General features: G+C 70.7%; 11 protein-coding genes. 6 read left to right on the plus strand and 5 right to left on the minus strand.

Going from position 1 to position 14,231, the window contains the following annotated elements:
• Positions 1 to 131: 131 nt before the first annotated feature.
• The 3 genes from JKJ07_RS00675 to JKJ07_RS00685 all read right to left on the minus strand — a co-directional run bounded on the left by JKJ07_RS00675 (position 132) and on the right by JKJ07_RS00685 (position 3,702).
• The gene (locus JKJ07_RS00675; protein ID WP_236028147.1) at positions 132 to 1,064 is read right to left on the minus strand and encodes a cyclase family protein; all 933 of its coding nucleotides are present in this window, start codon (positions 1,062 to 1,064) and stop codon (positions 132 to 134) included.
• Positions 1,065 to 1,249: 185 nt separating this feature from the next.
• Complete coding sequence (locus tag JKJ07_RS00680; RefSeq protein ID WP_202989169.1) at positions 1,250 to 3,013, minus strand: sensor histidine kinase; 1,764 nt, start codon at positions 3,011 to 3,013, stop codon at positions 1,250 to 1,252.
• The gene (locus tag JKJ07_RS00685) at positions 3,013 to 3,702 is read right to left on the minus strand and encodes a response regulator transcription factor (RefSeq protein ID WP_202989170.1); all 690 of its coding nucleotides are present in this window, start codon (positions 3,700 to 3,702) and stop codon (positions 3,013 to 3,015) included. The genes JKJ07_RS00680 and JKJ07_RS00685 overlap by 1 nt, the downstream gene beginning before the upstream one ends.
• An 80-nt stretch (positions 3,703 to 3,782) precedes the next feature.
• Between JKJ07_RS00685 and JKJ07_RS00690 the strand changes: the two genes are divergently transcribed.
• The 5 genes from JKJ07_RS00690 to JKJ07_RS00710 all read left to right on the plus strand — a co-directional run bounded on the left by JKJ07_RS00690 (position 3,783) and on the right by JKJ07_RS00710 (position 8,858).
• On the plus strand, positions 3,783 to 4,961 hold the full coding sequence (locus tag JKJ07_RS00690; protein WP_202989171.1) for an efflux RND transporter periplasmic adaptor subunit: 1,179 nt from the start codon (positions 3,783 to 3,785) through the stop codon (positions 4,959 to 4,961).
• A complete protein-coding gene (locus JKJ07_RS00695; RefSeq protein ID WP_202989172.1) occupies positions 4,958 to 5,626 on the plus strand; it encodes an ABC transporter ATP-binding protein in 669 nt (222 codons plus the stop codon). Before JKJ07_RS00690 ends, JKJ07_RS00695 begins: the two co-directional genes overlap by 4 nt.
• Complete coding sequence (locus JKJ07_RS00700; protein ID WP_202989173.1) at positions 5,623 to 6,798, plus strand: ABC transporter permease; 1,176 nt, start codon at positions 5,623 to 5,625, stop codon at positions 6,796 to 6,798. The genes JKJ07_RS00695 and JKJ07_RS00700 overlap by 4 nt, the downstream gene beginning before the upstream one ends.
• 285 nt (positions 6,799 to 7,083) lie before the next feature.
• Positions 7,084 to 7,524 carry a hypothetical protein gene (locus JKJ07_RS00705; protein ID WP_202989174.1) on the plus strand — a complete coding sequence of 147 codons (441 nt, stop codon included), beginning with the start codon at positions 7,084 to 7,086 and terminating at the stop codon, positions 7,522 to 7,524.
• A 23-nt stretch (positions 7,525 to 7,547) separates the two neighbouring features.
• On the plus strand, positions 7,548 to 8,858 hold the full coding sequence (locus JKJ07_RS00710; RefSeq protein WP_202989175.1) for a cytochrome P450: 1,311 nt from the start codon (positions 7,548 to 7,550) through the stop codon (positions 8,856 to 8,858).
• A 214-nt stretch (positions 8,859 to 9,072) separates the two neighbouring features.
• Here the strand turns inward: JKJ07_RS00710 and JKJ07_RS00715 are convergent, their stop codons facing one another.
• Complete coding sequence (locus JKJ07_RS00715) at positions 9,073 to 10,050, minus strand: GNAT family N-acetyltransferase (RefSeq protein WP_202989176.1); 978 nt, start codon at positions 10,048 to 10,050, stop codon at positions 9,073 to 9,075.
• Positions 10,051 to 10,217: 167 nt separating this feature from the next.
• On the opposite strand from JKJ07_RS00715, the gene JKJ07_RS00720 reads away from it, so the two are divergent.
• Complete coding sequence (locus tag JKJ07_RS00720; protein ID WP_202989177.1) at positions 10,218 to 11,060, plus strand: RpnC/YadD family protein; 843 nt, start codon at positions 10,218 to 10,220, stop codon at positions 11,058 to 11,060.
• A gap of 107 nt (positions 11,061 to 11,167) precedes the next feature.
• On the opposite strand, the gene JKJ07_RS00725 is transcribed toward JKJ07_RS00720, so the two are convergent.
• Complete coding sequence (locus tag JKJ07_RS00725) at positions 11,168 to 14,071, minus strand: glycosyl hydrolase (protein ID WP_202989178.1); 2,904 nt, start codon at positions 14,069 to 14,071, stop codon at positions 11,168 to 11,170.
• Positions 14,072 to 14,231: the final 160 nt, after the last annotated feature.

Consider the following 14,231-nt stretch of genomic DNA (forward strand, 5'->3'; position numbering starts at 1 on the left):
GCTCTCTTCCTCAACGATGGCCGCGACGGTGCGACCAGGAAGAATCAACCACGCAAAACTCCAATTAGTACCCTTTTGTCCGCGAATCAACCGACCGATCGTCCGGACGGCGCGGCTTACCGCGTCCGGGTTCAGAAGGTGGCGATCGGATTCACCGGACTGCCCGACGTGGCGGCCAGCCGCAGCGGCGCGACGGCGAGCTGGAAGTCCCACTGTCCCAACTCGGCCGCCGTCGCCGCGCAGGCCTCCAGGTCGCAGTTGTCGAGCATCCACAGGCCCATCGCGACCAGGCTCACCGCGTGCACCGGCATCAGCACGCCCGCGTAGCCCGACGGCTGCACGTCCTGCGGGGTGTCGGCGCCGATCAGCGCGACCCCCCGTTCATGCAGCCAGGGCAGGCAGGACGCGTGCCAGCCGGCCTGGTCGAAACCGCTCGCCTCGTCGCGCACCCGGCCACGGCCCGTCCGCAACAGCACCGCGTCACCCGAGCCCACCCGTACGCCCTGGCGCCGCTCGGCCTCCTCGAGGTCGGCCGGGAACACGCCCTGCCCCGGCTCGAGCCACGGCACCCCGCGAACCGCCGCGACATCCAGCAGCACACCTCGCGTGACGATCCCGGCGGCCGCCGCGGTGACGGTGGCCCACGCCGAACCCGTCTCGGCGTCGACCATCGAATGCGGGCGCCCGTTGTACATGCGGCCGTCCCAGAAGATGTGGCAGGGCGCGTCGAGGTGGGTGATGGTGTTGCCGTGGTACGCGATGCCGAGCCGCTCGTTCGTGAAGCCCCAGCGCTCGTCGGCGTGGAACCGGGCCGGCATCTGCTCGGCGCCCGGCATCTTCACCGCGTACGGGCACGTGGTGGTTGATCTCTCCAGATCGCCGGGCGCGGTGACCTCCCACGCACACGACACACTCCGCCCGTGACGCACCGCGCGTGCCGCCGCCACCCGAACGTCGTCGGTGATCAGGTTGAGCGTGCCGAGCTCGTCGTCGTCGCCCCACCGCCCCCAGTTCGACAGCGTGTCGAAATAGCCGAGCACGTCGTTCTGCGTGGGCATCGTCATGCCGGGCAGGGTAGCCGGGGCTAGGCCCTGTTTCGCAGTTGGGGCGGGGCTGCGGCAGGGCCCAGATCCCGCCTGGCGGCGTCCCGCGAAAGCCAGGTTCCAACACCGGGAGCCAGGCTTCCCCGGGCCACCACCAGACGAAATCTGGACCCGGCCTCGCACCCACCCCAACTACGAAACAGGACCTAAGCGGGCAGGGTGACCGTGAAGGTGGTGCCCACGCCCGATTCGCTCGTCACGGTGAGGTCGCCGCCGTGGGCCGTGGCGATCTGGCGGGCGATCGGCAGGCCGAGACCGCTGCCCCCGGTGCTGCGCGAACGTGACTCGTCGGCCCGCCAGAACCGGTCGAAGACCCGGGTCAGATCGTCGGGGGCGACGCCCTCCCCGGTGTCGGCGACCGCGATCGCCAGCCGTCCGTTCGTGACCCCCGTACGGACGGTGACCGTGCCGCCCGTACGGCTGTGCCTGATCGCGTTGGACAGCAGGTTGCCGACCAATTGCCGCAGCCGCACCGGGTCCACCGTCACCACGGGATCGCCGTCGTGCTCGGTGACCAGCCGCACCCCGGCGGTGGCGGCGTTGGGCAGGTGGGCGTCGGCCACCTGGTCCACGGTGTCGTTGACGTACGTGGGCTCGGGGTGCATGCGCAGCGTGCCCGCGTCGGCGGCGGCGAGATCCCGCAGGTCGTCGACGATGTGCTGCAGCTGGGCGGTCTGGTCCTGCAGCAGCGTCAGCACCGGGCCGTCCACGGTGGCCAGCCCGTCGCGCACCGCCTCGAGCCAGGTGCGGACGTTGGTCAGCGGGTTGCGCAGCTCATGGGCGACGTCGCTGACCATGGCCTGACGCTGCTGCTCGGACTGCTCGCGCCGATCGGCCAGCTCGTTGAGCGCGGCCGCCAGCGAGCCGATCTCGTCGCGGCCGGTGACGGGCACCCGCTGGTAGTCGCCGGGCCGCCGGGCCGCCTCGGTCAGCGCGCGCAGCGGCCGCACCAGCCGCCGCCCGACCAGCACGGTGACCAGCACGGCCAGGAGCAGCACAACGGCGGTGACCGTGCCCGTCCGGACGAGGTTCTCGCGCGAGAGCGGGAAGACCGGCTCGGCGGCCGGGTCGGCAGGATCGGTCACGAACAGCAGCGCGGGCGGGGCCACGTACGGCTCGAGCTGGGTGCGCCGGGCCTTGTCGAGGCAGCCGGCGGCGCGCGCGGTCCGGTCCCGGTCGGCCAGCCCGAGGTCCGGGTCGACGACAATGACCGTCAGGTCCGGCGCGATGCCCACCTGCTCGGCGTCCTTCTCGCCGGCGCAGGCCGCGACGAGCTTGCGCAGCGCGGCCAGCGGACGCTCCTCCGACTTGGCCACCGGCGGGGTCAGCGGGCACGTGGCGGTCTGCTTGCCGAGCTGGGTCACGACGACCTTGGGACGGGCGTGGGCGCCGGTGACGACCTCGCCCGTGCTGCCGAAGCTGTCCAGGCACGAGCGCGCGGCGGCCAGCTGGTCGCGCATCGTCCGCTGCTCGGCCGCGGTCAGCCGGTACGGCCCGACGATCCGCGGGTCGATACGCCCGGTGCGCCCGGTCAGGCCCAGGTCGACCGCCAGCGGGTCGACGGTCGCGGACGGGCGGGCGGCCGCGAGCGAGGGCCCGGTCGCGGAGTCGGCGATGGTCTGCCGGTCCTCGGTCAGCAGGGTGATCCGCCGGTTCAGCTTCGCGGCGCGCGCGGCCACGACGGGCTGCACGGCCGACCAGTCCTGATGGGTGGCGGCGTAGGCCAGCAGCTCGTCGTAGACGCTCTTGTCCTCGCTCAGCGACCGGCCCAGCTGCTGCTTGATGGTCTGCGAGGTCGACTGCGAGGCCAGCCAGGCCGTGGCCAGCACGGCCACCGCGGCGATGGCCAGCGAGGCGGCGAGCAGCCGGAAAGTCAGGCTCCGGTACGGCGGCACGCGCGGGACGTCCATCAGGCCGGCCCGGCGGTGAGCTTGTAACCGACGCCGTACACGGTGACCAGCCGGGACGGGCGGCGCGGATTGGGCTCGATCTTGCGGCGGAGGTTGAGGACGTGCACGTCGACGCTGCGCTCGACCGAGTCGCGCTCCACGCCGTTGGTGTATTTGAGCAGCTGGGCGCGGGTGAAGACCCGATCCGGGGCGGCGGCCAGCGCGGCCAGCAGGGCGAACTCGCCGGGCGTGCACTCGACCGGGGCGCCGTCGAGGCGGACCTCGTGCCGGGTGGCGTCGACGACCAGACCGCCGACGGTCAGCGGGGCGGCGGCGTCAGCCCGCCCGTGACTGCGGCGCAGCAGCGCCCGGATCCGGGCCACCAATTCCCGCGGCGAATACGGCTTGGTCAGGTAATCGTCGGCGCCGCCGTCGAAACCGGACAGCAAATCGTCCTCGCCGGAACGGGCGGTCAGCATCAGGATGGGAATCTCGGATTCGTCGCGCAGAATCCGGCTCAGGCTGAACCCGTCCAGCTCGGGCATCATCACATCGAGCACCAGCAGGTCGGGCGGGCGCTGCCTGACCTGCTGAAGCGCGGCCCGCCCGTCGTGCACGACCACCACTTCGTGGCCGTCGGCGACGAGATAACGACGCATCCCCTCGGCCTGAGCGGGATCGTCCTCGGCGATCAGCAAATACGCGCGCACGGCGACGACTATAAGGGCCGCCGACCATTCCGGGAGGCAGGCTAACAGGTTCCTAAATATGTTCGGTCATCATGCGCCGCATGCGCAAAATCTGGGCCGTTCCCGTGGTGGTGGCCGTCCTGGCGGGCGGGGGCTGGTTCGGGCGGGACGTCTTCACGGCCTCACCCTCGGCCGCTCCTGCCCCGGCTGAGGCGGCCACCGTGGCGCTGGCCCGGCAGGACCTGACGTCGAGCGTCGCGCTGACCGGGCAGCTCGGGTACGGCACCGCGCGGCCGGTCAAAGGGGGGAAGCCGGGTGTCGTGACGTGGCTGCCGGCGCCGGGCACGGTGATGACGCGGGGGAAGACGCTGTACCGGATCAACGACCAGGCGGTGCCGGTTTTCTATGGGACGCTTCCGCTGTTCCGGCCGCTCGCGCAGCCTAATCTGGTCGGCCGGGACGTCCGGGTCGTGCGGGAGAACTTGAAGGCGCTCGGCTACTCGGTCGGCCGCCGCTACTCTCCGGGCGACCGGGTGCGGCAGCCCGCCGCTTCACCCACCCCGCCTCCCGGCGCTTCGCCCACCCGGCCGTCCGCCGCCGCTTCGCCCACCCGGCGTTCCACCACCTCGCCCGCTCGACCCCTAGTGTGGGTCGAGGTCCGGGCCGGCGAGGACGTGCTCACCGCGTCCCTGGTCGCCGCGATCAAGCGCTGGCAGGACGACATCGGGCTCCCGGTCACCGGCACGATCGGCCCCGGCGACGTGGCCGTGCTGACCGGCGCGGTGCGGGTGGAGTCGCTGGCCGCGCTGACCGGTGACGCCGCCGAGGCCCCGCTGATGACGGTCACCCCGGTCGCGAAGGTCGTCACCGTCCAGGCCGAACCGGACGAGGCCGGCTCGATCCACCGCGGCGACAAGGTCACCGTACGGCTGCCCGACGAGCGCACCGTGCCGGGCCGGGTCGGCGGGGTCGCCACCACCGTACGGGCGGGTGAAGACGGCTCCCCACCCACGGTGACCGTCTCGATCAGGCTCGACAAGCCGGCCGCGGTGGCCCGGCTCGACGCCGCGCCCGTCCAGGTCGAATTCCCCGCCGAGACCCACGCCGACGTGCTCGTGGCACCGGTCGGCGCCCTGCTCGCGCTGGCCGAGGGCGGCTACGCCGTACAGGTCGAGGGGGCCGGCATGGTCGCAATCGAGACCGGCATGTTCGCCGGCGGCCTGGTCGAGATCAGCGGCACCGGACTGACCGCGGGCACCCGCGTGGTGACGACCTCATGACCCCGGTGCTCGCCGTCCACTCGGCCAGCATGGTCTATCCCGGCGGCGTCACCGCCCTCGACCGGGTCACGCTCACCATCGACCCCGGCGACCTGCTGGCCATCGTCGGCCCGTCCGGCTCCGGCAAGTCCACGCTGCTGCACATCATGGGCACCCTGGACCGCCCGACCTCCGGTTCGGTGCTCCTCGACGGGCAGGACGTCGCCCGCCTCTCCGACCGCCACCTGTCCCACCTGCGCGCCCGCCGGCTCGGCTTCGTCTTCCAGCAGTTCCACCTGACCCCCGCCCTGACCGCGACCGAGAACGTCACCACCGGCCTGCTCTACGCCGGTGTGCCCCGCCGCAGGCGCCGCCCGCTGGCCCTGGAGGCACTGGCCCGCGTCGGCCTGTCCCACCGGGTCGACCACCGCCCCCACCAGCTCTCGGGCGGCGAACGCCAACGTGTGGCCATCGCCCGAGCCCTGGTCAACGGCCCGGCGCTGGTCCTGGCCGACGAGCCGACAGGCGCCCTGGACACCCGCAACAGCCAGGCCGTGCTCGACCTGCTGCGCCGCCTGAACGCCGAGGGCACCACCATCGCCCTCATCAGCCACGACCGCGACATCGCAGCCGCCCTCCCCCGCCAAGCACAAATCCTCGACGGCCGCCTGGTGACCCCCCAATGAACCCACTCGACCTGCTGGAGCTGGGTCTGCTCGGCATCCGGACCCGGCGCACGCGCGCGGCCCTGTCCGCCCTCGGGATCGCGATCGGGATCGCCACCATGGTCATGGTGACCGGCATCCCCGCCTCCAGCCAGGCCGCGCTGGACGAGCAACTGGCCGCGCTCGGCGTCGACCTGCTCGAGGTCGTCCCGGCCCAGCACGAGGGCGAGGCGGCCGGGCTGCCCACCGAGTCGGTCGCCATGGTGGAACGGATCGCCCCCGTCACCGCGGCCAGCGCAACCGCCACCACCGGCGCGATCGTCCGCCGCTCCGACCGCACCGATCCCCGGGACGGCTCCGGCCTGACCGTACGGGCCGCCCAGCCCGACCTGCTCGCCGTCCTCGACGCCCGGGTCCGCAGCGGCCACTGGCTCACCCCGGCCGAACAGGGCTTCCCGGCCGTGGTGCTGGGCGCAGTGGCCGCGACCCGGCTCGGCTTCGACACCCTCCCCGCCACCGGCCCCGCCCCGCAGGTCATCATCGGCAAACGCTGGTTCACCGTGACCGGCGTGCTCGACCCGATCCCACTGGCCCCCGACGTCGACCGTTCGGTGCTGGTCGGCTGGCCGGCCGGCCGCCAGGTGCTCAGCTTCGACAACCGCCCCACCACCATCTACGTACGGGCCCAGGAATCCCTGCTCGAAGCCGTGCGCGGGGTCCTGCCGGCCACGGTCGACCCGGCCGCGCCCGACAACGTCCGGGTCACCCGCCCGTCCGACGCCCTGGCGGCCAAGCGGGCCACCGAGGCGACGTTTTCGGTGCTGCTGCTCGGCCTGGGCGCCGTGGCCCTGCTGGTCGGCGGCGTCGGCGTGGCGAACACCATGGTCGTCTCGGTGCTCGAACGCCGCGCCGAGATCGGCCTGCGCCGCGCCCTGGGCAGCACCCGCGGCCAGATCCGGGCCCAGTTCCTGACCGAAGCGGCCGTGCTCTCCGTCCTCGGTGGCGTCGCCGGCACCGCCCTCGGGGTGCTGCTGACCGCCGCCTACGCCACCCATCAGGCCTGGCCCGTCTTCGTGCCGCTGCCCGCCACCCTGGCCGGCCTGGGCGGCTCGGCACTGGTGGGCATCGTGGCCGGCGTCTGCCCGGCCGTCCACGCCTCCCGCCTGACCCCGACGGAGGCCCTCAGCATTTGACCGCCCAGCCCCACATACGGCGCGCCGCACGGCTCTCGACTGCTCATGACCGCCCACCCGCACACACGGCGCGCCGCACGGCTCTCGATTGCTCATGACCGCCCAGCCGCACACACGGCGCGCCGCCGGCTCTCGACTGCTCATGACCGCCCATCCGCACACACGGCGCGCCGCACGGCTCTCGACTGCTCAGCCGCACACACCGCCCGGCCCGCCCTCGGGCTCGCACCCCGCACCCCGGCCCCGGCTCTTGACCTTGGGGGCGATCTCGCATAAAAGCGACGCATGGCTGATGAGGCGCTGCTGCGCGCGACCCTGCCCGGCGAGTGGCGCGTGCTGGCGACCACCTTTCCGATGTGGCTCTCCGGACGGCGGGTGCACCCCCGTTTCTCGTACGAGGAAGTGGAAGGCTCTTCGCTCGTGCTGCGCGACGTGGTCAGCTATCGCACGAAGTCGGGCGCGACCCGGCGGATCGTGGGTGTCGACCGCTACGACGCGGGGACGGGGCTGTTCACCTGGCGGGGCAAGGGCGTGCTGGGCGTGCTGACCAGCCGGTGGCGGGTGACCCACGTGAGCGACGACCGCGAGCTGGTCGTGCTCGCCTTCGAGAAGTCGCTCGTGACGCCGGCCGGAGTGGATGTGATCGGACGAGGCGATGTGCATAGGCCCGATGCTAGGACGCTTCTCGGCGACGAGCCTGGTCCTGGCATGACCTGGCTCGGATAGCGACAACGGTCCAAGATGTACGCATGACCTTGCCACCCGCCGCGCCCGGAATCCCCGTACTGGGAAACGCTCTTCGGATGATGGGTGACGTCCAGCAGTTCTTCGTGGACACCTATCGCGAGATGGGCCCGGCCTATCGCGTGCGCGCGCTCAACCAGGCGTTCGTCATCCTGGCCGGCGAGCAGGCCAACAGGTTCCTGCTCGAGCACGGCGACGAGGTCTTCTCCAGCGAGGAGAGCTTCGGCGGGCTCAACCGCGAGTTCGGCATGCGGGTGCACGTGCTGCGCGGCCGCCCGCATCGGCATCTGCGCAAGGTGCTCGCCACCGGCCTGTCCCGCGACCTGCTGGCCGCCCGGTGGGACGATGTGGTCGCCGAGAGCGAGCGCCTGTTCGACGAGTGGCGGGGGCAGCCCGCGTTGCCCGTGGTCGACCGTTTTCAGCGGCTGGCCGCGGCGCAGTTGTCGATCGCGCTGACCGGTTCGAGCTCCGCCGCCCAGTTCGAGACGCTGCGGTCGGCGTTCGAGCTGGTTCTCGACGTCACGATCGCCGGCAAGTGGCCCGCCGCCACCCTGAGATGGCCCGCCTATCGTCGCGCCCGGGCGCAGATCCTGTCCTTCGCCCGCGCCGCCCTCGAGCAAAGAGCCACCCACCCCCGTACGGGTGGGCCTCGCGACCTGCTCGACCGCGCGCTCGACGCGGTGGACGAGAACGGCGAGCCCTACCCGATGGACGTGCGCGCCGGCATGGCCCTGCAGGGCTACTTCGCGGGCATCAACACGCTGGCCTACCTTTACAGCTTCATGCTGCACGCGCTCCTGCAAAATCCCGACGTGCTGGCCCGCGTGACAGCCGAGGCCGACGACGGCCCGCTCGCGTTCGATCGCCTGCGCCACATGCCGGCGTCCCAAGGCCTGGCCCTGGAGACATTGCGCGTCTATCCGCCGGCGCCGGGCTCCGCCCGCACGGTGACCAAAGATTTCGAGTTCGAGGGCTTCCACATCGAGAAGGGTCGGCGCGTTCTGGTCGCCACCTCGGTCCCCCACCAACTGCCCGAGCATTTCCCCGATCCGGCCCGCTTCGACATCGACCGAGATTTCGCGTCCGCGCGCAAGGCTTCGGTTTACGCCCCGTTCTCGGTCGGAAGCCATACGTGCCTGGGCGCCGGGATGACCGAGGTGCTGTCCGTCGCCACGATCGCGCTGATGCTGCGCCGGCTGACGGTCACCCCGTCCCAGCCGGAGCGGCCGCTGCGCATCACTGCCACCCCGGGCCCCAATCCGGGCAAGCGTTTCAAGGTTGCCGTCGAGGGGCGCCGGTCCCATTCCTCGGTGTAGCTGGGCCGCCCGCGGCGGCACTCATCCGCCCAGAGCAGGTCGCCAGTCGCCCGTCGTGGCCTTGTTGAAGCGGTCACCCGCGGCGGCTCTCCTGCGCCCGGTGCAGTGGCCCCTTCTTACGCCCCGCCTGAAGCGGTCACCCGCGGCGGCTCTCCTACGCCCGGCGCGGATTCAGGGTCGCCCGTGGCAGTTGGCCGGTGGGCCCGCCGAGGCCTCAGCTCAGCTCGTAGGTGTGGGTGCGCTCGACGGCCTGGAAACCGTACTTACGGTTGACGCGCAGCATGGCCGTGTTGTCTTCGCCCGTCCACGTGTGCAGGAAGCGGCGAGACCCGCCGTGGGCAGCCAGCTGGGAAAGGTTGGCCGACTTGAGCACCGCGGACAGACCCCGGCCGCGGTGTTTGCGGGCCACGAAGGTGTCCTCCTGCAGCGCGTTGTCGGGGTCCTCGCGGGGCACGAGGATCTGGGTGTAGCCAGCCGGTTCGCCGCCGGTCGTGCGGACCAGGGCGACCAGTGACAGGTAGCTCCTCGCCGTGCGTTCGTCGTTCACCCGAACCCGGTCGGCGTCCCACACTGCCGTCTCATGGGTCGCTTCCCCGGCCGGCACGTCCTGCGACATGGTCGTCCGCATGGCCGCGAGGTCGGCCAGCCGGTCGGCGGGGCACAGACCCGCCCAGCTGACCACCTCGTAGCCCTCCGGCGTGGGTGCGGGCGGCACTGGTGCGGGCAGTGCGAGCACGAAGTGGTCCTCGACGTGGACGCTGCGGAAACCGCGCCGCTCGGCGAAACGGGAGCCGGGCCAGTCCGCAGGTGTCCGGCCCGCCGGGACGTTGATCTCGACGCTGAGCACAGGGCGGGCCTCGGCGATGGTCCGGCTTCGCGCCCACTGCCAGAGAGCCTCCCCGACGCCACGGTCGCGATGCGCAGGCGGCACGTTGATCTCGACCACGGCGGTAGTGAGGTCCTCCCGCAGCGGCATGTCGATCAGCAGCGCCCCGACAGTCCCACCATCCTGAACCGCGGCGACGGGCAGCCGCCGAGTGTTCGGCCCGGGGCTGCGAAACGAGTTCGCCATCGAGTCGTACGTAAAAACAAGCGGCGCCACCCGCCCGGCGCTCTCCCCCTCGCGAACCGCCGCGTGCCAGGCCCTCAGCGCCGCATCGTCATGCACGTCGACTTCCCGGATCTCCAGCATCCGCGGAGTCAACCCACCCTCCAGCCGACGGTCAAACCGTTTTTCGTCGACGACCTGTCAGCGGACGGTGCGGATCGGCACCAGAGCCTCTGAGCAAGAGACAAGAAGTCGCTTGACTACTAGTCACACGTCCGGCAAGCTGTCCCTCGAATCGGAAGGGGGAACCGATGAACGACAGCAAGCCAGCAGCGGCTCGCGACTTCGACGGTCTATACAAAGCGCTGCTGGAGGCCCATCCGCGAGACGCCCTACGCCAACTCTGCGGCGTCAGACTGAACGGCGAGGAGGTCATTCTCGACGGGCCGACCGAATTGCCACGGCAACGCAACCGCCAGACCGACAAAACGTTCCTGGTCCGCCACAACGACGGTGCACCCACGGACATCTACCACTTCGAGTTCCAGGTCCGGCGCACTGAAGATTTCCAGGAGCGCATGGTGTCTTACTGGGCGTCGCTGGCGCTCAAATACCGCCAGGACGGCCATCGGATCCACCAGGTCGTGCTCTGGCCCGTGGGCGGCGGCTACCCGGGCCGGTTCCGCCGCGACCGGGTGCAGATCGACTACCGCTCGGTCAATGTCCCCGACGACTTGGACCCCGCGGCGCTCCTGGCCGGCCCCTTGGCGCCGCTCGCCTTATGGTCCGAGAAACCCCCACCCGACCTGGTCGAACGGGTGGTCGACCGGATCGAAGCAACCGGCGCGGCCGAGGAACAGCTGGTCCAGATCGAGCTGAGTATGCTCGTGAGAGGTCCCCTGGCAAACGAGGTCCTGAATGCTTTGCGAAGGAGAGGCATGAGCAACGTTCTGGAGCAGTCGGAGTTGGGCCGCGAGATCCTTGAGAAGGGCCTCGAGAAGGGCCGTGTCGAGAGCATGCGGACTGCCCTGCAGGCCAAATACGGTGAAATCGCCGACCTGGACGAACTCGCCCAGCAGCTGAGCGCCAGTGACCACAACGGCAACCTTGCCCGCATCATCGGCGGTGCCTCATTGGCGGAACTGCTCTCCTGAGCGAACTGCTACGCCCGAACGCTCACCACCTCGGCTCCGGCATCGACCCCAGGTCAGCGGCCCGAGTGCCGCGCACTGAGAGCTGCGCGGCACTCGGGACTGTCACGTCACTGGTAGGGCAGGGTCACTGTGGAGAGGGCGCCCAGGGAGACTGTGCTGGGGGCGGAGCCGATGGCGCTCCAGAGTTCGACCTTGACGGTGCCGTTGGTCAGGTTGCCGAGCGAGCCGGTTGTGGTGATCTGGCCTGCGGCGTCGGTGTAGCGTTCCCAGCCGGTGACTGGGTCGGTGGCGAAATAGCGGTACGTTTCGACGCGGTCGAAGGTGCCGTTGCCGGTCAGGTCGTACGAGATGCGGACCTGGGTGGCGTTGCCGACCGAGGTGCCGGCGTCGACCGAGAGGGCGAACGCGGTGGCGGACCCGGAGCGGTAGGTCAGGTTCAGGCCCGTTGCGGTGAACGTGGTCGGTGAGTGTGGCTGGTTGTCGTTGGCGCCGGACGATTTGGCCACCGTCGCGGTGCCGGCCGTGCCCGCGGTGCCGGCCAAGGCGCCACCCGTCTGGAGATAGCGCACGGCACCGCCGCCGGTGGGAGGCGGAGTGGTCGGAGGCGGCGTAGTGGGAGGCGGAGTGGTCGCAGGCGGGGTGGTCGGCGGGGTGGTGGTCGGCGGCGCTGTGGGCGGGTTGACGCCGCCGCCGGTGGCGTTGCCGCCGCTCCAGTTCTGCGCGCCGGTCGCGACCGTGCGGCCCGCCGGCACCGAGAGCACCTTGCCGTCCGAGAACGTGACGGTCAGCGCGGCATTGGTGATGTTCGAGGCCACGTACGTCTTGGCGCCGTTCTTGCTGAACACCCGGTAGAGCGGATGGTTCGCCGTGACTGACAGGTCCGCCGTGCCGAGGGCGGCCAGGTTGCGAATCCAGTGGAACGTGTGCGCCTTGGTCTCGCCCTCCTCGGGCGTGTAGCCACTGTTGGCCCGGAACTTCGACAGGGCCGCGTCCCCGTCCCCGAGTGCCAGATACTGCCAGGCGATGTCCTGCCACAACGCCGGCTCATGCCCCGCGTTGCGCACCATCTCGGCGTAGTTGCTGCGGACGTACGCGGGGTCGTTCCCCATGTAGAAGTGCCCGCCGGAGACCGGCAGCTGGTTGATGCCGTGAATCTGCTCGGGCGCGGAGGCGAACCAGGTCGCGTACGCGCCGCCGTCGCCCCAGACCATGCCGACCGTGCCGTGGCCGAAGGCGGCCGGGAAGTTCTCGTTGCGGGTGTCGAACCAGTATTCGTTGATGGCGGCCGACTGGGTCGTCCACAGGAAGATGCCGGCGTCGCGGATCGCGGTGTTGCCGGTCGCCTGGCCCCACTGGATCAGGCCGTTGGCGAAGTTCATGCCCTCCGACGACGATTCCTGGTTGTTGCCGGCGAAGAACGCGCCGTGCCCGGCCGCCCAGTCGTGCCCGGCGAAGATGTCGAAGTCGCGCAGGTACGGGAACCGGTTGTCGCCGCGGTCGTAGTTGTTGGCGTCGCGGATGAGCAGGTCGACCATGCCGCCGTATTGGGAACTCGACGCCCAGCTGGGGTCGAATTTGGCCAGCGTGGCGGCGGCCGCGATGTAGTAGCCGTAGTGGAAGTGGTGGTCGTTGAGCTCGGTGTCGGACCCGTACGACGCCGGGTAGCCGATCAGCGTGCCCCAGTTCCGATCGTAGTAGAAGAGGCTGCCCGGCTGGGAAGTGAACCAGCTGGTCAACCGCGTACGGATGGCCGACAGCGCACTGTCGCGCACGTCGGCGCGGCCGAGCTGGTCGGCGATCTCGGCGATGCGCGCGCCGACGCCGAGCGCCTTGCCGGTCCAATACGTGTCATTTCCCCGTACGGGAACCGGGTTGTCCTCGACCTGATCGAGGAACCCGTTGAGGGTCGTGAGGTCGGCACCGCTGCTCGTGGCGACCGCGGGCACCTCGGGCAGCACTCCGTTGTAGGCGGCCGACGTGGTGAACGACGACGCGCCGACCAGCGTCTTCATGGCGCCGCGAGCGGTCACGTAGCTCTGCGCGATCGGGGTGGCGCCGGTCAGAGCCCGCCACTGGTGGGGGTAGAGGCCGATGACCGTACCGGTGCCGGAACCCTCGCGCGCAGTGGTCGTGTAGGCGTACGTGGTCGAAACCTGGCTGGTGGCCTGGTTGTACGAGTACGAGAGCTTGGTGCCGGTGACGTGGTTGTGCGCGTAGCGGCCGTAGCTGTCGGCCAGGGTGACCTTGTCGGTGCCGCTGGGCAGCACGGCGATCGAGAAGTAGCCCTTGCCGGCCAGCGAGGAGCTGAGCACGTTGCCGCTGACCGTCCAGGTGGACCCGGTCGGCCCGTACGCGACGTAGTCCTTGCCGGCGACCGAATAGCCGATACGACCGCCGGTGTTGGACCAGATCGTCGGGGTGCTCTTCGCGGTGATCTGCGCGTTGCCGCCGGTGATCTGGAAGTACGCGAACGGCAGTCCGTGACCGATGGTCGCCTTCATCGTGCGCGTGCCGTCACTCCAGTACGGCGTGACGGTCCAGTCGGTCCATCCGTCGACCAGCGTGCGGGGCGCGTTCAGCCCGGCCACGCCCGCGGTGAAGTCCTCCTGGTAGATGTAGTGGTATTCGCCGACGCCGGTGGACGAGCCGCTGATCTGCGGAGTCGTGTTGTAGGAGAAGCCGAGCCCGCCCGCCGTGGTGTCGTAGCTGGTCGGGTGGGCGTGCAGGTTCTCGCTGTAGGCGCAGTCGAACTTCTTGAACACCAGCGACGACCACCAGTCGTTGGTGGGCACCGGGCCGGCCGGGGCGTTGGCCGTCATGAACTGGCGGGGGTTGGTGGCCAGGTCGCCGCAGCCGACGGGCAGGCTCGCGCCGGCGGGCAGGGTCTCGGTGTAGCTGCCGGCACCAACGGTGGCCGCGTCGGCCGTCCCGCTCAACGCCACCGCGCCGAGTCCGGCCACCAGCGCCGCGGCTATCGACAGGCCAATTGATCTTGTACGACGGACGACCATCACGCCTCCACTGAGTTCGACTGTGCAGCCGGATCGTGAGAGCGCTCTCACGTGCCTGGAATTGGAACTTTAGGGCGGGCAGTGAGGGCCGTCAATGTTTCAAATCAGTTAACAAGGCATGCGAAAGGCCCGGACCGAAGCCCGGGCCTCTCGTGACGAA

The sequence above is a fragment of the Paractinoplanes lichenicola genome (genome assembly GCF_016785085.1).
Classification (GTDB): domain Bacteria; phylum Actinomycetota; class Actinomycetes; order Mycobacteriales; family Micromonosporaceae; genus Actinoplanes; species Actinoplanes lichenicola.

Excerpts from the sequence above, each read along its gene's own strand:
- JKJ07_RS00675 (WP_236028147.1), bottom strand. The coding sequence starts at position 1,064 with ATGACGATGCCCACGCAGAACGACGTGCTCGGCTATTTCGACACGCTG.
- JKJ07_RS00680 (WP_202989169.1), bottom strand. The coding sequence starts at position 3,013 with ATGGACGTCCCGCGCGTGCCGCCGTACCGGAGCCTGACTTTCCGGCTG.
- JKJ07_RS00690 (WP_202989171.1), top strand. The coding sequence starts at position 3,783 with ATGCGCAAAATCTGGGCCGTTCCCGTGGTGGTGGCCGTCCTGGCGGGC.
- JKJ07_RS00695 (WP_202989172.1), top strand. The coding sequence starts at position 4,958 with ATGACCCCGGTGCTCGCCGTCCACTCGGCCAGCATGGTCTATCCCGGC.
- JKJ07_RS00700 (WP_202989173.1), top strand. The coding sequence starts at position 5,623 with ATGAACCCACTCGACCTGCTGGAGCTGGGTCTGCTCGGCATCCGGACC.
- JKJ07_RS00705 (WP_202989174.1), top strand. The coding sequence starts at position 7,084 with ATGGCTGATGAGGCGCTGCTGCGCGCGACCCTGCCCGGCGAGTGGCGC.
- JKJ07_RS00710 (WP_202989175.1), top strand. The coding sequence starts at position 7,548 with ATGACCTTGCCACCCGCCGCGCCCGGAATCCCCGTACTGGGAAACGCT.
- JKJ07_RS00715 (WP_202989176.1), bottom strand. The coding sequence starts at position 10,050 with ATGCTGGAGATCCGGGAAGTCGACGTGCATGACGATGCGGCGCTGAGG.
- JKJ07_RS00720 (WP_202989177.1), top strand. The coding sequence starts at position 10,218 with ATGAACGACAGCAAGCCAGCAGCGGCTCGCGACTTCGACGGTCTATAC.
- JKJ07_RS00725 (WP_202989178.1), bottom strand. The coding sequence starts at position 14,071 with ATGGTCGTCCGTCGTACAAGATCAATTGGCCTGTCGATAGCCGCGGCG.